General features: G+C 65.8%; 15 protein-coding genes and 1 tRNA gene. 7 read left to right on the top strand and 9 right to left on the bottom strand.

Annotation, left to right across the window (positions count from 1 at the left end; all coding sequences use genetic code 11):
* Positions 1 to 177: 177 nt before the first annotated feature.
* Positions 178 to 1,128, bottom strand: a complete 951-nt coding sequence (locus AC1DQQ_RS00725) for an outer membrane protein assembly factor BamD (protein WP_478027642.1) — start codon at positions 1,126 to 1,128, stop codon at positions 178 to 180.
* Between the two features lie 142 nt (positions 1,129 to 1,270).
* Between AC1DQQ_RS00725 and AC1DQQ_RS00720 the strand changes: the two genes are divergently transcribed.
* On the top strand, positions 1,271 to 2,095 hold the full coding sequence (locus tag AC1DQQ_RS00720) for a class I mannose-6-phosphate isomerase (RefSeq protein WP_478027641.1): 825 nt from the start codon (positions 1,271 to 1,273) through the stop codon (positions 2,093 to 2,095).
* Between the two features lie 50 nt (positions 2,096 to 2,145).
* Positions 2,146 to 3,315 carry a glycosyltransferase gene (locus AC1DQQ_RS00715; RefSeq protein WP_478027640.1) on the top strand — a complete coding sequence of 390 codons (1,170 nt, stop codon included), beginning with the start codon at positions 2,146 to 2,148 and terminating at the stop codon, positions 3,313 to 3,315.
* On the opposite strand, the gene AC1DQQ_RS00710 is transcribed toward AC1DQQ_RS00715, so the two are convergent.
* The 5 genes from AC1DQQ_RS00710 to yajC are packed head-to-tail and all read right to left on the bottom strand — an operon-like array spanning position 3,302 to position 7,938.
* A complete protein-coding gene (locus AC1DQQ_RS00710; protein ID WP_478027639.1) occupies positions 3,302 to 4,552 on the bottom strand; it encodes a DUF3089 domain-containing protein in 1,251 nt (416 codons plus the stop codon). The genes AC1DQQ_RS00715 and AC1DQQ_RS00710 overlap by 14 nt on opposite strands.
* 57 nt (positions 4,553 to 4,609) lie before the next feature.
* On the bottom strand, positions 4,610 to 4,981 hold the full coding sequence (locus tag AC1DQQ_RS00705; protein WP_478043984.1) for an Mth938-like domain-containing protein: 372 nt from the start codon (positions 4,979 to 4,981) through the stop codon (positions 4,610 to 4,612).
* A complete protein-coding gene (gene secF, locus AC1DQQ_RS00700) occupies positions 4,981 to 5,955 on the bottom strand; it encodes a protein translocase subunit SecF (protein ID WP_478027637.1) in 975 nt (324 codons plus the stop codon). The genes AC1DQQ_RS00705 and secF overlap by 1 nt, the downstream gene beginning before the upstream one ends.
* Before the next feature lie 13 nt (positions 5,956 to 5,968).
* Positions 5,969 to 7,594, bottom strand: a complete 1,626-nt coding sequence (gene secD / locus AC1DQQ_RS00695) for a protein translocase subunit SecD (protein WP_478043983.1) — start codon at positions 7,592 to 7,594, stop codon at positions 5,969 to 5,971.
* Positions 7,594 to 7,938, bottom strand: a complete 345-nt coding sequence (gene yajC / locus AC1DQQ_RS00690; protein ID WP_478027635.1) for a preprotein translocase subunit YajC — start codon at positions 7,936 to 7,938, stop codon at positions 7,594 to 7,596. The genes secD and yajC overlap by 1 nt, the downstream gene beginning before the upstream one ends.
* Positions 7,939 to 8,324: 386 nt before the next feature.
* Here yajC and AC1DQQ_RS00685 point away from each other — a divergent pair.
* From AC1DQQ_RS00685 to AC1DQQ_RS00675, 3 genes are all read left to right on the top strand, one after another.
* A tRNA-Pro gene (locus AC1DQQ_RS00685) sits at positions 8,325 to 8,401 on the top strand.
* 559 nt (positions 8,402 to 8,960) lie between these two features.
* A complete protein-coding gene (locus AC1DQQ_RS00680; protein WP_478027634.1) occupies positions 8,961 to 9,530 on the top strand; it encodes a cation efflux transmembrane domain-containing protein in 570 nt (189 codons plus the stop codon).
* Between the two features lie 164 nt (positions 9,531 to 9,694).
* Positions 9,695 to 10,075: a nuclear transport factor 2 family protein gene (locus AC1DQQ_RS00675; RefSeq protein ID WP_478027633.1), complete on the top strand. Its 381-nt coding sequence runs from the start codon at positions 9,695 to 9,697 to the stop codon at positions 10,073 to 10,075.
* Positions 10,076 to 10,169: 94 nt separating this feature from the next.
* On the opposite strand, the gene AC1DQQ_RS00670 is transcribed toward AC1DQQ_RS00675, so the two are convergent.
* Both AC1DQQ_RS00670 and AC1DQQ_RS00665 read right to left on the bottom strand, forming a co-directional pair.
* Positions 10,170 to 11,786 carry an FAD-dependent oxidoreductase gene (locus tag AC1DQQ_RS00670; RefSeq protein ID WP_478044501.1) on the bottom strand — a complete coding sequence of 539 codons (1,617 nt, stop codon included), beginning with the start codon at positions 11,784 to 11,786 and terminating at the stop codon, positions 10,170 to 10,172.
* Between the two features lie 41 nt (positions 11,787 to 11,827).
* Positions 11,828 to 12,190, bottom strand: a complete 363-nt coding sequence (locus AC1DQQ_RS00665) for a UBP-type zinc finger domain-containing protein (protein ID WP_478043982.1) — start codon at positions 12,188 to 12,190, stop codon at positions 11,828 to 11,830.
* A 91-nt stretch (positions 12,191 to 12,281) separates the two neighbouring features.
* Between AC1DQQ_RS00665 and AC1DQQ_RS00660 the strand changes: the two genes are divergently transcribed.
* Positions 12,282 to 13,655 carry an FAD-containing oxidoreductase gene (locus AC1DQQ_RS00660; protein WP_478043981.1) on the top strand — a complete coding sequence of 458 codons (1,374 nt, stop codon included), beginning with the start codon at positions 12,282 to 12,284 and terminating at the stop codon, positions 13,653 to 13,655.
* A 168-nt stretch (positions 13,656 to 13,823) separates the two neighbouring features.
* Here AC1DQQ_RS00660 and AC1DQQ_RS00655 read toward each other — a convergent pair whose 3' ends face one another.
* The gene (locus tag AC1DQQ_RS00655) at positions 13,824 to 14,720 is read right to left on the bottom strand and encodes an N-acetylmuramic acid 6-phosphate etherase (RefSeq protein ID WP_478043980.1); all 897 of its coding nucleotides are present in this window, start codon (positions 14,718 to 14,720) and stop codon (positions 13,824 to 13,826) included.
* 238 nt (positions 14,721 to 14,958) lie between these two features.
* Between AC1DQQ_RS00655 and AC1DQQ_RS00650 the strand changes: the two genes are divergently transcribed.
* Positions 14,959 to 15,831 carry a glucosamine kinase nucleotide-binding domain-containing protein gene (locus tag AC1DQQ_RS00650; RefSeq protein ID WP_478043979.1) on the top strand — a complete coding sequence of 291 codons (873 nt, stop codon included), beginning with the start codon at positions 14,959 to 14,961 and terminating at the stop codon, positions 15,829 to 15,831.
* Positions 15,832 to 16,069: the final 238 nt, after the last annotated feature.

The following is a 16,069-nucleotide window of genomic DNA, read 5'->3' as shown; positions in this document are numbered from 1 at the left end:
GGCGCTTTTCTCCTCTCCCGCTTGCGGGAGAGGGAGGGGCCCGCCGCCGTAAGGCGGTGGGAGGGTGAGGGTCTTCTTTCTTCTTCTGTCTCGACATACGCATGGAAGAAGGAAGAAGACCCTCACCCAACCCTCTCCCGCGCGCGGGAGAGGGCTAATAAGTGGAGAGGCTAAACCTTACTTCGGAATCGGGCCATTGCCCGCGCCGCCGGTGTTGCTGGTGCCGGTCGAACCGCGACCTTCGTCCTTGGCAGCGACGCCCGGCGTGCCCGGCGCGATCGGCTGGGCGTCCTTGAAGCCGACCGGGATCGGCAATTCGCCCGCCGCCAGCGGCGCCGTCGGCTTATAGGGATGGTCTTCCATCAATTTATAGGCGCGCTTGTACCAGTCGGTGCCGGGATAATTGGCGCCGAGCACGGCGGCCGATTTCTGCGCTTCCTCGGGCACGCCGAGCGCGAGATAGGTTTCGGTCAGGCGCATCAGCGCCTCCGGCACGTGAGTCGTGGTCTGATAGCCGTCGACCACCGCGCGGAAGCGGAGCGTCGCCGCCAGCCACTGGCCGCGCGTTTCGTAGAAACGGCCGATCTCCATTTCCTTGCCCGCGAGGTGGTCGCGGACCAGATCGATCTTGAGCCGGGCATCGGCGGCATATTTGGTGTTGGGATAGCGGCGGACCAATTCGCCCAGCGCGTCGAGCGCCTGCTGGGTGATCTTCTGGTCGCGGGTGACGTCGGCGATCTGCTCGTAATAGCCGAGCGCCACCAGGTAATAAGCATAAGGCGCGTCGCGATTGCCGGGATGGACCGCCAGGAAGCGCTGCGCCGACTGGATCGACTGCGTGTAGTCGGTGTCCATATAATAGCTGAACGAACTCATCAGCTGCGCGCGGCGTGCCCAGATCGAGTAAGGATGCTGGCGCTCGACTTCGTCGAACAGCACCGCCGCTTCCTTGTATCGACCCTGGTCGAGCCGGGTCTTGGCGAGCGTGTAGAGCGTGCCGACATCGCGCGCGATATAGGGCACGTCGCCCTTCTTCAGGCCGCCGCCGCGGCCGGCGCAGCCCGCCATTGGCAAAGCGAGGAGAGCGATGAGCGCGAACGCGACGGGACGGGACTTGGCAATACGCATGGCGCGTGGTCTTAGCGCAGCGCGCGCGGGGCGCAAACTATCCTTTTACGCGGCCCGTCGCGTTGCGATGACGTTGCGCGGGATCAGTCGCCGGGTCCATGCGTTCGCATCCTGAAACCGTTAACCGGGAGGGCTTTGACCGATGACCGCCACCTTGCTTGCCACCAAACGCGTCGAAAAGCCGTGGGGCCGGCACACTTTATGGCCAGGCTTCAGCGATCCGGCGCCCGGCGGCGACCCGGTCGGCGAGATATGGTTCCAGACTCCGGACGCGGGCACGCCCGACCTGCTGATCAAATATCTGTTCACCAGCGACCGGTTGTCGGTCCAGGACCATCCTGATGACGAAGCGGCGCGCGCGGCGGGCTATCCGCGCGGCAAGGATGAATGCTGGGTGATTCTCGACGCCGAACCGGACGCGACGATCGCGCTCGGTACGAAGGAGCCGACCACGCGCGAGAAGCTGCGCGCGGGCGCGCTCGACGGATCGATCGTCGACATGCTCGACTGGAAGCCGGTCAAGGCCGGCGACTTCCTCTATTCGCCGGCCGGCACCGTCCATGCGATCGGCGGCGGCATCACCTTGGTCGAGGTCCAGCAGAATGTCGATCTGACCTATCGCCTGTACGATTATGGCAGCGACCGCGAACTCCATCTCGATGCGGGGTTGAAGGTCGCCGATCCCAATCCATTCGTGCCCGAGCCGATCGTCGGCGAAGTCGAGCAAGGCCGCACGATCCTGTGCGAGGGCCCGAAATTCGTGCTCGAACGCTGGACCGGCGGCGATCGGACGGTCACCTTGCCGGATGGCGTCACCGGCTGGCTCACCCCGCTCAAGGGCGAAGGCGTCGCTGACGGCGTCGCGTGGCGTGCCGGCGAATGCGTGACGGTCAGCGGGACGGCGCACGTCCACGCCGCGATAGGAAGCGACGTCCTGTTCGCTTATCCCGGCGATACGCGCGTTTGAACTTGGGCCGCTCTAGCCCTCATTAACCATATCGGGTTTAGAACAGACGGATGCTGCGCGTCCTCACGCTTTCGACCCTGTTTCCCGACGCCGGCCGGCGCAATTTCGGGGTGTTCGTCGAGCGCCAGACATTGGGGCTGGCCGCGCATCCCGATGTCGAGTTGCGCGTGGTGGCGCCGATCGGACTGCCCCCCTTTCCGCTCGCGCTGCGCGGCCGCCATGCCCAGCTGGCGGCGCTCCCGCTGGGCGAGCAATGGAAGGGCGTCGACGTTTACCGGCCGCGCTTCCTCGCGATGCCGGCTACCGCCGGTCGGCTCCATGTCCATTTCCTGATCCGCGCCTTGGCCCCCTTGCTGACCGATTTGCGGCGCGAGTTCGCCTTCGACGTGATCGACGCTTCGTTCTTCTTTCCCGACGGCCCCGCCGCGGTCGCGCTCGGGCGGCGATTCGGCGTCCCCGTCTCGATCAAGGCGCGGGGCAGCGACATTCATCACTGGGGCACCGCCGCCGCAACCGCTGGCCAGGTCCGCGCCGCGGGCAAGGGCGCCGCCGGGCTGCTCGCCGTGTCGGACGCGATGAAGCGCGACATGGTGGCGATGGGCATGCCGGCCAAGCAGATCCGCGTCCATCGTACCGGGGTCGATCTTGGCCAATTCGCGCCGCGCGATCGTGGCGAAGCCAAGGCGGCGTTGAACGTTCGCGGACCGCTGGTGGTGTCGACCGGCGCGCTGATCGAGCGCAAGGGCCACGACATCGTCATCGAGGCGATCGCAGCGCTGCCCAACGTGCATCTGCTGATCGCCGGCGAAGGTGCCTGTCGCGGCGCCCTCGAAGCCAAGATCGCGGCGCTGGGACTAACCGATCGCGTCCGGCTGCTTGGCGCGGTGCCGCACGGCGACATGGCGGCCTTACTCGCTGCCGCCGACGTCATGGCGCTGGCGTCCGAGAATGAGGGCCTGGCCAATGCCTGGGTCGAGGCACTCGCCAGCGGCGTCCCGGTGGTGATCCCCGATGTCGGCGGCGCCCCGGAAGTCGTGACCGAACGCGCTTATGGCCGGATCGTCGGGCGCACCCCGGCCGGGTTCGCCTCGGGCATTGCCGCGGTGCTGTCGGACCACACGCCGCCAATGACCGTCAGGGCCGGCGCCGAGCGCTTCACTTGGGAAGCGAACACCGCCGGCCTGTACGATCACCTGAAAGCGCTGGTCACTTCTTCTTAGGCAGGTCCAACGGCGTCCCGCGCCAGGATGCCGCCTGATATTCGCTGAGGCTCACCAGATTGCCCATCTCGACCGGCATGTCGATCAGATGGAGTCCCCAATCCTTGAGCGTCGCGCCGTTGACGACGACATCGCCGACGATCGTATCGGTGCGCGGATCCTGGGGATTGGCGTTCACCGTCACCGCCAGATAATTGAACCCGCCGTTCGACACGCATTCGGCGGAGATCAGCCCGGGCACCGAGACGAACGGCGTGGTGACCGGTGCATTGTCGCTGGTCCACGGTCCCATCGGCGCGCTGGCGAGTCCTGCGCCCTTGGCGCCAAGGACCGCATCGGTCACTGCCTTGCCGCCACCCAGTGCCGCCGGATTGACGCAGGCCGCGACCATGCCGGGCTGTGGCACCTTGCCGAAGCGGCTATTCTCGGGTGGGGGCGAATCGGCACGGAAGGTCACGTAGCTGACGACGCAGCCATATTGATCCATCGCCTTGCACAGCTTAGTCCGCTTGAAGTCGCCCCCGACATCGCCGCCCACCGGCACCGCGACATTGGTGCCGAGCAGATAGGCAGCGATCAGCAAGCGGCGCTGGCTGGGGTCATTCTCGATCACCTCGGCGAGCAGTTGCTTGAGGATCCCTGCTCCCTGGCTGTGGCCGATCAGCACGACGCCGCGGCCAGCCTGATATTTGTCGCGATAGGCGCGCCACGCCGCCTCGATATCGAGATAGGCGAGCTTGCGGTCGGCGGCGCTCGCCTTGCCGGCCATGATGTCGCGCAGCGCGGTCAGCGTGACCTGGCGATAGAGCGGCGCATAGACGCGGCACTTGGCGCTGAAGCGCGCGGCCTGCGATGCCGCGACCTGCTTTTCCTCCGGCCCGATATTGAGATCGCTGTTGGGCGTCGGGTCGAGCGACACGGTCGGATAGACGTAGAAGCAATCATATTTGGGCGCAGGGTCGGCCTTGAACTTGACCACCTTGCGCTTGCCGTCGCCGGTGATGACGGTGACGTTCTGGTCGACCGCACAAGCGTCCTGGCGGCCGGGCAGGCAGAGCCAGCCCGCGTCGGCGTTGTAATCGGGCGCAGGGATGGCGGCGAATTGCGGCGGGGGCGGTGCCGGCACGACGATCGGCGCGGGTGGTGCCGCTGCCGGCGATACCGTCGGCGCGGTTTGCGCCATGACGGGCGCGGCGAACGCCGTCATCAGCGCGCCCACGAACAGCAACCTCTTCATGTCAAGACTCCCCTAGCTTTTATGCCCGGGCGGAGCCTAGCCGAGCGCGCGCCGGGATCAAGCCACGGGGTAGAAGGCGCCGACGACCCAGCGTCCCTCGCCGCGCAACATGCCCCAGGCGCGCGCCGCCGCGCGGCTGTCCATCGCCTCGATGCCGATACCCCGCGCCTCAAGCGCGCGAACCAGCGTCACCGGTGGCCGAACCAAAGTCGGGCCGGTTCCGAGCAACAGGAATTCGGGGCGCGGGTCGAGCGCCAGCACCAGCTCTAAATCGCCCTGATCGAGTACCGCGAGCGGGCGTGGCGTCCAGCCATCGGCACGCTCGGGCGTGATCGCCAGCGCGTGATAGACATTGTCGTCGACGCGAAAGCCGGCCGCGCTCAGTCCCGAGACGACCGGCCCGTCGCTACGGGCACGGTCCATCCGCATCAGTTGTTACCCGGTCCGACGCGCTCCGCCCCGGTCGCCGCATTGGGCTTGCCCGGCTTGTCCGGCGTCGGCTCGGCACGCAGGCCGAGCGTGATGAGCAGAGACGACGACACGTAGATCGACGAATAGGTCCCGACGATCACGCCCAGGATCATCGCCGCGGTGAAGCCCCGCAGCACGTGTCCGCCGAAGATCAGCAGCGCGACCAGCGCGAGCAGGATGGTCAACGAGGTCATCACGGTCCGCGGCAGCGTCTCGTTGACCGACAGGTTGATGATCTCGCGCATGTCCATCTTGCGATAGCGGCGCATATTCTCGCGGATGCGGTCGTCGATGACGATCTTGTCGTTGATCGAATAACCGATGATCGTCAGCACCGCGGCGACGATGTTGAGGTCGAATTCGAGCTGGGTCAGCGCGAAGAAGCCCAGGGTCATCAGCACGTCGTGCATGATCGCGACCACGGTCGAGACGCCGAATTGCCATTCGAAGCGGAAGATCGCGAACAGCCCGATCAGCAGCACCGCGACGACCACCGCGAGAATGCCGTTCCACACGAGTTCGCCCGACACCTTGCCTGACACCGCGTCCTGCTTGGAGAATTGCGCGCCGGCGAAGTTCGCCGCCAACGCCGCCTTGACCTTCTCGACCACCTGGTTGGTCGCCGCCGGATCGCTGCTTTCCGGACGCGGCAGGCGGATCGACAGCGTGGTCGGACCCCCGACCTGTTGCAGCGACGCCTCGCCGACCTTCAGGTCGTCGACCACCTTGCGCACCTTGTCGACGCTCGGCGCGACCATGAACTTCTCTTCGATCATGATGCCGCCGACAAAGTCGACGCCCATGTTGAGGCGGTGGATGAACACCAGCGCCACCGCTGCGATGGTCAGCAAGGTGGTCAGCCCGAACGCCCAATAACGCAGGCGGACGAAATCGATATTGGTATCGTCGGGGACGATCTTGAGCAGGCGCATGGTGAGCGGCCCCTTAAATGTTGATGGTCTGCGGACGATGCTTCCGCAGCCAGAGGACGACGAGCATGCGGGTGAAGGTCACCGCGGTGAACACCGAGGTCGCGATGCCGATCAGCAGCACGACCGCGAAGCCCTTCACCGGGCCCGATCCCAGCAACAGCATGACAACGCCCGAAATGGCGTGAGTCATGTTCGCCTCGAAAATGGTGCGGCTGGCTTCCTTATACCCCAGCTCGACCGACTGCATGACGCTTCGCCCGCGCCGTCGTTCTTCGCGGATACGTTCGTTGATCAGCACGTTGGCGTCGACCGCGGTGCCGATCGTCAACACGAAACCGGCGATACCGGGCAAGGTCAGCGTACCGTTGAGCACCGCGAGCACGCCCATGATGACGAGCACGTTGATGACCACGGCGTAATTGGCGTAGAGGCCGAACCGGCCATAGGTCACCAGCATGAACAGGACGACCAGGATCACGGCGATGATCGACGCCTTGATACCGGCATCGATCGAGTCCTTGCCGAGTTCGGGACCGACAGTGCGTTCCTCGATCACCTTGAGCGCGACAGGCAGCGCGCCCGACTTGAGCTGGATCGCGAGATCATTGGCGCTCTGGAAGGTGAAGCCGCCCTGGATGACGCCGCTGCCGCCCAGGATCGGCCCTTCGATATTGGGGGCCGAAATCACCGAGCCGTCGAGGATGATCGCGAACGGCTTGTTGACGTTCTCCTGCGTGGTCTTGGCGAAGCGCTTGCCGCCTTCGGTATTGAACTGGAACGCCACGACCGGCGCGTTGGTCTGCGGATCGTTCTGGACGCGCGCGTCGGTCAGATCCTGACCGGTGATGATCGCGGCGCGGCGCACCGCGATGACCGGTACCTTGTTCGCCGGATAGCCGACATAGGGATAGCCGCGGCCCGCGGCACTCGGATAGGGCAAAATCTGGTCGCCGATCGGCGACTGTCCCTGCGCCAGTTTGGCGGTGTCGGCCGTCGTATCGACCAGCTTGAACTCGAGCTTGGCGGTCTTGCCCAGCAGCGCCTTGAGCGCGGTCGGATCCTGCAGGCCCGGCACCTGGACGACGATACGCGTCGCCCCCTGGCGGAGGATGGTCGGTTCGCGTGTGCCGAGCGAGTCGATGCGGCGGCGCACGACCTCGGTCGCGCCGCTCATCGCGCTGTCGATCGCCTCGTCGACCCCGGCCTTGGTCGGCGTAATCACGAAGCGCGTCGAATCGACGACCTGGATGTCCCAATCGCGCTGCCCGGTCATCTGCGCGCCCGTGGTCATTTGCGACAGGCGCTGGCGCGCATCCTCCAGCTGAGCGACGTTGCGCAGCATGAAGCTGACCTTGCCGCCGTCGGTGGTGATATCGCCGACGTCGATCCGGGGCGCCTTGCGCATCGCAGTCGCGACGCTGTCGCTCATCAGGTTGACGCGGTCGGTCACCAACTGGCTGGTATCCGCTTCGAGCAGCAGATAGCTGCCGCCGGCGAGATCGAGACCCAGGTTGATGCGCGGATGGACCGGCCAGCCTTTGGTCATGTCCTCGGGGAAGAAGCTCGGGATCGCGAGCGCCATCAGCACCGCGAGGAACCCGAAGATCGAGAGGACTTTCCAGCGCGGGAAATCGAGCATCAGTCGTTCGCCGGCTTTGCCGTGGTCGGCGACAGGATCTCGGTGATCGCGCCGCGCGCGACCTGAACCTTGACGTTAGGCGCGATTTCCAACTCGACATAGCTGTCGGTGGTCTTGCTGACCTTGCCCAGGATCCCGCCCGAGGTGATCACTTGATCGTTCTTCTTGAGCGCGTCGATCGCGTTGCGCAGTTCCTTCGCGCGCCGCTGTTGCGGGCGGATCATCAGGAAATAGAAGCCGACGAACAGCAGGATGAAGGGAGCGAAGTTGACCAGCAGGGCGAAGGGGTCGGAACCGGGAGCGGCGCCGCCGGCGACCTGGGCATAAGCTGAAGGAATGAACATGAGCATCCTGAAAAAAGGGCATGGCTGACGCGCCCGTCAGGGGCGCTACCGTAAGCGCCGCGCGCTATCACCATGCGGAGCGCGGTGCAACACATCGCCACCGTCCCACCACCCGGCACCAGGGTGCTTGCTCAGACTACTTCCATAGCGTGCCTAGGCTCCAGTGACTTCCGGCGTCATCCCGGCCTTGTGCCGGAATCCAAGGCGCCGCGAGTCCTGGGCAAGAGGTTCGAGCCGATCCCTCAGCCGCTCGTTGGACCCCGGGACAAGCCCGGGGCGACGGCAGGGCTCGTAACGAGCGACTCCGGCACGCTTGCATCGCGTGCGCCAAGCGCTTAGAGGCGCCCGCTCCGGCCCGCACCTAGATGGCGCGGGTTCGCTCTGGTCGGGGCGTAGCGCAGCCTGGTAGCGCATCACACTGGGGGTGTGGGGGTCGCAGGTTCGAATCCTGTCGCCCCGACCAATTATTTCCATGAGTTAGCACGCGGCCATCGGCCACACGCCCGCTGGCCGTTATTTGAACGCCCTTGCGATCTGCCAGATCAACATACCGAAAGTGGCGATAGTCGCGATGAAACATACAGCGGTGGCAAAATAGAGCCAGCGCTCGCTGGAGCCATTGTCAGCGGACCTCTGCTGACTCCCTGTCCTCGGCGACACAGCTGAATCTGGCGATCCGGCGACAGGCTTCTGACGAGGAAGCCAAAATCGAGGGGCGGCGTCCCAAAAACGACGGTCCGATCCGCAGAGGCCAGGCCCCGGCCTTGAAACAGCAGTCCGTTTGGGTTCGCCATCGATAGTGCGCGGCATGGAACACACCTCCGCAATCCTCATGCAGGATCAGCGCGCACGCCACGATGCGTAATGTTCCGGATATTCGCAGTTCCGATATACTCCCGGTAAGCACCGATCACCGCTCTCGAGTGTCTCCGGATAGCGACGACGCCGACCCCATATTACTTTCTATCGATTGACGGCGTTGCTACCGCCTGGCGATGAAAAGCGATCTTTCGAGCCATCTTTTGCGGCGTGCCGTTTTATGGGTCGCGACTCTCAACCTCGCCTATTTCGGCGTCGAATTCTCGGTCGCGCTCACTATCGGTTCGGTGTCGCTGTTCGCCGATAGCGTCGATTTTCTCGAAGACGCACTGGTGAACGTCCTGATCCTTGTCGCGCTCGGTTGGACGGCAAAGAACCGGGCGCGCGTCGGAATGGCGCTTGCGGCGATCCTGTTGGTGCCGGGACTCGCGACCTTGTGGACCGCTTGGGAAAAGCTCAAGGTACCGGTCGCGCCGTCGCCCTTTGCGCTGTCGGCCACCGCGATCGGCGCGCTGGCGATCAACCTGCTTTGCGCTCTCCTGCTGGCAAAGCACCGCCATCATAGCGGAAGCCTTACGCGAGCCGCGTTCCTGTCCGCTCGCAACGATGCGCTCGCCAATATCGCCATGATCGCGGCGGGATTGGTCACGGCGTTCGCCTGGCATTCGGCATGGCCCGATTTGATTGTCGGCCTGGCCATTGCGGCGATGAATGCGGACGCCGCGCGAGAGGTTTGGAATGCCGCTCGCGATGAACATGGCGCGGCGGCTTAGCCGCCTCAACGGTTGAGGAATTCCGACCCCTTCTAAATCACCACCGGATTTGCGGTGCCACGTGCAACAATCCCAAACTCTCCCTCCGAGGATGCCAACTCAAATACGCAACGTCACGATCATCAGTTTATATCCGCGCCACTACAGAAGCACAGGAGACCCGGATGGACGATCGAACCGCGCTGGCGGTGCTGGAGCGTCATTGGAACGCCTCGGACGCCGGCGATTTCGCGGCGGAACATGACATCTATTGCGACGACGCCATGCTCGATTATCCGCAATCGGGCGAGCGGATTCGCGGCCGGGACAACATCCGGGAGAGTCGCTACGTTCAGCCCAGCAAGAAGCGCTTCGCGGTTCGGCGGATCATCGGTCGCGGCGACCTTTGGGTCACCGAATTCACCCTCACTTATGACGACACGCCGTCCTATGTCGTGAGCATCATGGAGTTCCGCGACGGACTAGTGGCGCACGAAACACAGTATTTCGCCGAGCGCTTCGAGCCAGGCCCTTCGCGCGCGCATCTCGTCGAACGAATTGTGTGAGTCGCCTAGACGGCTCAACGTTCAGCGTTGGTGCCCGGTGGATGCCGGCACAAGGCCGGCATGACGAATTGGAGATATTGAATATCGATCAACCCTAGCGGTTCAGAAACTCCCACACCTTCGAAATCACCACCGACCCTTCACCCACCGACGATGCCACGCGCTTGACCGAGCCGGCGCGCACATCGCCGACCGCGAAGATGCCGGGGCGCGAGGTGGCGTAAGGCGAGGCCCCGCCGACCGCATCGCCGGTCAGCACGAAGCCCTTGTCGTCAAGATCGACCAGGCCGGACAGCCAGCCCGTATTCGGCGCGGCGCCGACCATCACGAACACGGCGCAGGCCGGTGCCTGGCGATGCGTGCCGTCCTGGGTGTTGCGGATCGTCACCGCCTCCAGCTTCTCACCGCCGTGCAGGCCGGCGACTTCGACGCCATATTCGATGGTGACCGCCGGATCCGCCTCGAGCCGGCTGGAGAGATAGCTCGACATCGAGGCGGCCAGCGACGAGCCGCGCACCAGCAGCCGGACATGGGCGGCGGTGCGGCACAGGAACATCGCCGCCTGGCCGGCCGAATTGCCGCCGCCGATGACGAAGGTCTCGGCTTCGCGGCAATAGCGCGCCTCCATCTCGGTGGCGGCATAATAGACGCCGGCGCCTTCGAATTCGGCGAGCCGGTCGATCGGCAAGCGGCGATATTGCACGCCGGTCGCGACGACGATCGCCCCCGCGCTAACGCGACGGCCATTGTCGAACGTGGCGCAGAAGCGGCCACCCTCGAGCGTTTCGAGCTTCGCGACGCGGCGCGGCATCGCGAACTTCGTGCCGAACTTCATTGCCTGGATCTCGCCGCGCCACACCAAGTCCGCGCCCGAAATGCCGGTGGGGAAACCCATGTAATTCTCGATCCGGCTCGACGTCCCGGCCTGGCCGCCGATCGCGGTATCCTCGATCACCAGCGCATTGAGCCCCTCGGCGCCGGCATAGACGCCGGCGGCAACCCCGGCGGGACCGCCACCGACGATCAGCACGTCGAATTCCTGGTCCTCGGCGAAATCATGATTGACGCCGAGCAGCCGCGCGACCTTGCCGGGCGTCGGGTCGGTCACCACGGTATCGCGGCCGAAGATCACCGCGGGCTGGCTCGCCGAAATCCCGCTGCTCCGCGCGACATCCTCGGCCTCGGGCGATCCGAGCGGCAGCGAGGTGAAGGGCAGACGATTGCGGCTGACGAATTCGGCCACGCGCCGGACGTCGCGGCTGGCATCCTCGCCGATCAGCACCAAGGCTGCGTCGCGCGCCTCGAGCTGGCGGCGGCGGCGGGCCGACAGGACGGTGATGATGATGTCCGACATTTCGGGAATCTGCGACATCAGGCGCAGCATGTCGGCGCGCGGCACTTCGATCACCCTGGTATCGACGACCGTGCGCATCGGCATCGACCAATTGCCGCCGCTCAGCAGCGCGATCTCGGCCATGAACTGAGTGGGACCGAGCGTGGAGGGAACCAGGCGCTCGCCGGTGAAGGCGTTGACCACCTCGATCTCGCCATGCTCGACATAGACGAAGCGGTCGATCGGCTCACCCGGGCGGCACAATATCGTGCCCGCCGGATAGTTCGCCACTTGCCCCGCCGCGCGCAGTGCCGACACATGCGATGGCGCGAGCGGCGTCCGCTGCATCTCGCGCAAGTCGCGGCCGATCGTCTCCATCATTCGTCCCCGTTCGTCGTCGTCCTGCCCCCTATCGGTTGCTAGACTTGCGGTTTCAACCCGCGGATCGCCGACGGTATCAGCCGACCATAGTCGTCGATGAAGCGAGGGATCGGGCCGCGCTGCTCGGTAGTAGCGCCCTCGAAATCGACCTCGACCTCGTCGACAAAGCACCAGCCCCAGCCCTCGGGCGGGTCATAGCCCTCGATGATCGGGTGCCCGCTGGCGTGGAAATGCGCGGTCGCATGCCGGAAGGGCGAATCGTCGCAGCAGCCGACATGCCCGCAGGTCCGGCATAGCCGCAGATGCACCCACCAGCTGCCGTTCTGCAGGCATTCGGCGCAGCCCAGCGTTTGCGGCGTCACGGTGGCGATGGTGTCGAGATGATCGCAAGTCGTGGCCATCGATTCCTCCTGGGCCGATTCTTCCTCGGGCGATTCCATCATGGCGCGCTCCGGCCGCGGAGGCTACCGTTCGCGCGATGGATTCGACCCGATGACCCGATACGATGCCATCATCGTCGGTGCCGGCCAGGCGGGACCGCCGCTTGCCGGGCGATTGACCGATGCCGGCATGCGGGTCGCGCTGATCGAGCGCAAGCTGGTCGGAGGTACGTGCGTCAACACCGGCTGCATGCCGACCAAGACGCTGGTGGCGAGCGCTTATGCCGCCCACCTCGCGCGCCGCCGCGACCTCGGCATCGTGGTGGGCGAGGTCGGAATCGACATGGCGGCGGTGGCTGCGCGCGCGCATCAGGTCACAATCAACGCCCGGACCAATAACGAGACGTGGCTGGCCGGAATGAACGGACTGACGCTGCTGCGCGGCCATGCCCGGTTCACCGGTCCGGCCAGCATCGCGGTCGACGGTGTAGAGATCAGCGCCCCACGCATCTTCCTCAATGTCGGCGGGCGCGCGTCGGTGCCCGACATGCCCGGCGTCGGCGAAGTGCCCTATCTCGACAATACCGACATGGTCGCGCTCGACAGCGTGCCGCGCCATCTCGTCGTGATCGGGGGCAGCTATATCGGCCTCGAATTCGCGCAGATGCATGCCCGGTTCGGCGCGGCGGTCACGGTGGTCGAGCGCGCCGACCGCCTGGTGCCGCGCGAGGATCCGGAGATTTCCGCCGCGATCCAGGCCATCCTGGAGGATGAAGGCATCGCCGTCCGCACCGGCGCCAATTGCATCGGCTTTCGCCCGCACCCCGACGGCGTTGCGGTGTCGGTCGATTGCGCCAGCGGCGAGCCCGAGGTGATCGGTAGCCATCTCCTGCTCGCGGTCGGACGGCGGCCCAATACCGACGATCTGGGTCTCGACGCCGCCGGCGTCGCGGTCGATCAGCGCGGCTATATCCTTGTCGACGACCGGCTCGCGACCAATGTTCCTGGCATCTGGGCACTGGGCGACTGCAACGGACGCGGCGCGTTCACCCATACCGCCTATAACGATTTCGAGATCGTCGCCGCGAATCTGCTCGACGGCGGCGACCGCAAGCTCAGCCAGCGCGTTCCCGGCTATGCCTTGTATATCGACCCGCCGCTCGGCCGCGCCGGCATGACCGAGACCGAAGCCCGCGCCAAAGGCCATGACGTGCTGGTCTCGACGCGCCCGATGACGCGGGTCGGCCGTGCTGTCGAAAAGGGTGAGACCAAGGGGATGATGAAAGTCGTCGCCGACCGCGCGACGCGCCGCATTCTGGGCGCGGCGATCCTGGGCACCGGCGGCGACGAGGCGATCCACGGTATTCTCGACGCCATGTCGGCGGACGAGCCGTTCGACACGTTGCGCTGGGCGGTGCCGGTGCATCCGACGGTGTCCGAGCTCATTCCGACCTTGCTGCTTGGGCTGGAGGCGAAGGGCGGTTGAGCGATCGACCCGTCGTTAGAATCCTTCAATCACCTTTAGCCGTCATGCCGGACTTGTTCCGGCATCCAACGTGCAACGCCGGCTGGATTCCGTAATGGAGAGTTGGACCCCGGCACAAGGCCGGGGTGACGATTTAGATTGTTAGAATTCAACTACAGATGGCTGACGTCACTCGGCTTCGGCTTGCCTCAAAGTCGCGAGCGCATCGCCCAGATTGCCGCCGGCGCTTGCCAGCCGCTCAACGGCCTCCTCCGGGCTCACGCCGCGAGCGATCAGTACCGCCCGCCTGAGATCGTTGCCGGCGAGCTCGAGCGCATCCGCCGCCCGCGCCTCGTCGATACCGGCCAGCGTCGCCACCATGCGCCGCGCGCGCTGGAAGAGCTTTTCGTTGGAAATGCGCATATTGACCATCAGCCCGCGATGGACGAGCCCGCAGCGCAGCATGATCGCGGTCGACAGCATGTTGAGCGCGGCCTTTTGCGCGGTGCCCGCCTTCATCCGGGTCGAGCCCCCGACGATCTCCGCGCCGGTATCGGCGACGATCGGGTGATCGGCGGCGGCCAGCAGCGGCGTTCCGGGATTGTTGGCGATGGCGATGGTCAGTGCACCACGGCCGCGCGCCGCTTCGAGCGCCGCGACGGCATAAGGCGTGCGACCGCTCGCGGCGACCGCGATCAGCACGTCGTTCGGCCCGACCTCCGCCGCCGCGACTTCCTCTCGCGCCGCCTCGACATTGTCCTCGGCGCCTTCGACGCTGCGCATCAATGCGCCTGTACCGCCGGCGACCAGGAAGACGAGCCGGTCCGACGGCCAATTATAGGTCGGGGTGAGCTCCACCCCATCCTGCACCGCCAGCCGTCCCGACGTGCCGGCGCCGGCATAGACCAGACGCCCTCCCTTGTGCATGCGGGCTGCAGCCGCTTCGGCCGCGGCGGCGATCGCACCGATCTGGTCCTTGAGCGCGGCGATCGCGGCAAGTTGCCCTTCGAGCATCGTTTCCACCACCGACAAAGTCGGCCAACGGTCGACATCGGTATAGCGGGGATCAACGGTTTCGGTCGGCATCGGGACCCTCGAAGGCAAAGTGCGGTTGGTTGTCGCGACCCTGACTACCGGGACTGGCCGGGCGCGCAAAGCGCGGGCGCTATAACCAACATGACACTAGCCATAACCGCGGCGAACACCTCTGTCAGATTGAGGCTCGACACCGCCGCGCCCTTCCGCAATGCCATAGCCATGCCAGGCACGAGTCCAGTTCGAGCGGCAATCACTCATGGTCCGGCCTTCGCGGGAAAGCAGGCGCGTGGCTGAAATCTATCTCGGCGTCGATGCCGGCGGCAGCCATTGCCGCGTCCGCGTGACCGACGCCGCCGGCCAGGTGCTCGGCAGCGCCGAAGGCGGCCCCGCCAACACGCGGATGGGGCTCTACCCGCTCTACGACCGGTTGCTGAGCGTCACCAGCGAGGCGCTCGAGGCGGCCGGCATCCCCGAGCGGCGCTGGAACGAAGTCGCCGCCGGCATGGGCATTGCCGGCATTCGCCGCCCAGGCATGTCGAAGGCGTTGGCCGCGCTCGACTTTCCGTTCGCGAGCATCTCGCTCGACAGCGACGCCGCAATCGCCAATCTCGGCGCGCATAACGGGGCGGACGGCGCGATCCTGGTGCTCGGCACCGGATCGATCGGATTCGCCCAGGTCAATGGCGAGCGGTTCACGGTGGGTGGCTACGGCTTCCCGATCTCGGACGAAGGCAGCGGCGCCGCGCTCGGATTGAGCGCCGTGCGTCACGCGCTGCGGGCGATGGATGGGCGGACCAAGCGTACATCTTTGTCCAAGGAAATCGCCGGGAAATTCCGGCACGACACGTTGCGCGCGATTGCCTGGATGGATCAGGCGACGCCGGCCGATTATGCCGGCTTTGCCCCGCTCGTGATGAATTATGCCGAAGCGGGCGACGAGATCGCGCTGTCGATCGTCGAGGATGCGGTGCTTCACGTCGAACGCTTCATCGCAACGATCTTCGCGCGCGGCGCCCCGCGGCTAGCGCTGGTCGGCGGGCTGTCGGCGCGGCTGCGCCCCTGGCTCCGCGTCCGCACCTCAGAGCGCCTGGTCGAGCCGCTCGGCGATCCGGTATCGGGCGCGCTGCTGCTGGCGAGAGGAACGGCGGTGCATGACTGAGCGGAAGGTGGCCAGTTTGCGATCCGCGGCGCTCCTGCGGAAGCAGGAGCCCAGGGTAGCGAAGTACTGGACGGCCCTAGGCTCCTGCTTCCGCAGGAGCACCTATGTCCTGGCCACAGCCGCCGGCGCTCTCATCCTGGCGGGCCAGCCCGTTCCGGCCGCGACCTCGTCCCCCACTCCAGCGCTACAACTCATCGTCGCGACTGCCCGGCAAGACACGCGCTTTGCCCCCGCCTTC

It is taken from the genome of Sphingomonas sp. P4_G3, from assembly GCF_056401105.1.
This window is presented reverse-complemented; position numbering and strand designations above follow the sequence as displayed.

What these genes read in the sequence shown, in the direction of transcription:
- AC1DQQ_RS00725 (WP_478027642.1), bottom strand. Translation starts at nt 1,128, where the DNA reads ATGCGTATTGCCAAGTCCCGTCCCGTCGCGTTCGCGCTCATCGCTCTC.
- AC1DQQ_RS00720 (WP_478027641.1), top strand. Translation starts at nt 1,271, where the DNA reads ATGACCGCCACCTTGCTTGCCACCAAACGCGTCGAAAAGCCGTGGGGC.
- AC1DQQ_RS00715 (WP_478027640.1), top strand. Translation starts at nt 2,146, where the DNA reads ATGCTGCGCGTCCTCACGCTTTCGACCCTGTTTCCCGACGCCGGCCGG.
- AC1DQQ_RS00710 (WP_478027639.1), bottom strand. Translation starts at nt 4,552, where the DNA reads ATGAAGAGGTTGCTGTTCGTGGGCGCGCTGATGACGGCGTTCGCCGCG.
- AC1DQQ_RS00705 (WP_478043984.1), bottom strand. Translation starts at nt 4,981, where the DNA reads ATGCGGATGGACCGTGCCCGTAGCGACGGGCCGGTCGTCTCGGGACTG.
- secF (WP_478027637.1), bottom strand. Translation starts at nt 5,955, where the DNA reads ATGCGCCTGCTCAAGATCGTCCCCGACGATACCAATATCGATTTCGTC.
- secD (WP_478043983.1), bottom strand. Translation starts at nt 7,594, where the DNA reads ATGCTCGATTTCCCGCGCTGGAAAGTCCTCTCGATCTTCGGGTTCCTC.
- yajC (WP_478027635.1), bottom strand. Translation starts at nt 7,938, where the DNA reads ATGTTCATTCCTTCAGCTTATGCCCAGGTCGCCGGCGGCGCCGCTCCC.
- AC1DQQ_RS00675 (WP_478027633.1), top strand. Translation starts at nt 9,695, where the DNA reads ATGGACGATCGAACCGCGCTGGCGGTGCTGGAGCGTCATTGGAACGCC.
- AC1DQQ_RS00670 (WP_478044501.1), bottom strand. Translation starts at nt 11,786, where the DNA reads ATGGAGACGATCGGCCGCGACTTGCGCGAGATGCAGCGGACGCCGCTC.
- AC1DQQ_RS00665 (WP_478043982.1), bottom strand. Translation starts at nt 12,190, where the DNA reads ATGGCCACGACTTGCGATCATCTCGACACCATCGCCACCGTGACGCCG.
- AC1DQQ_RS00660 (WP_478043981.1), top strand. Translation starts at nt 12,282, where the DNA reads ATGACCCGATACGATGCCATCATCGTCGGTGCCGGCCAGGCGGGACCG.
- AC1DQQ_RS00655 (WP_478043980.1), bottom strand. Translation starts at nt 14,720, where the DNA reads ATGCCGACCGAAACCGTTGATCCCCGCTATACCGATGTCGACCGTTGG.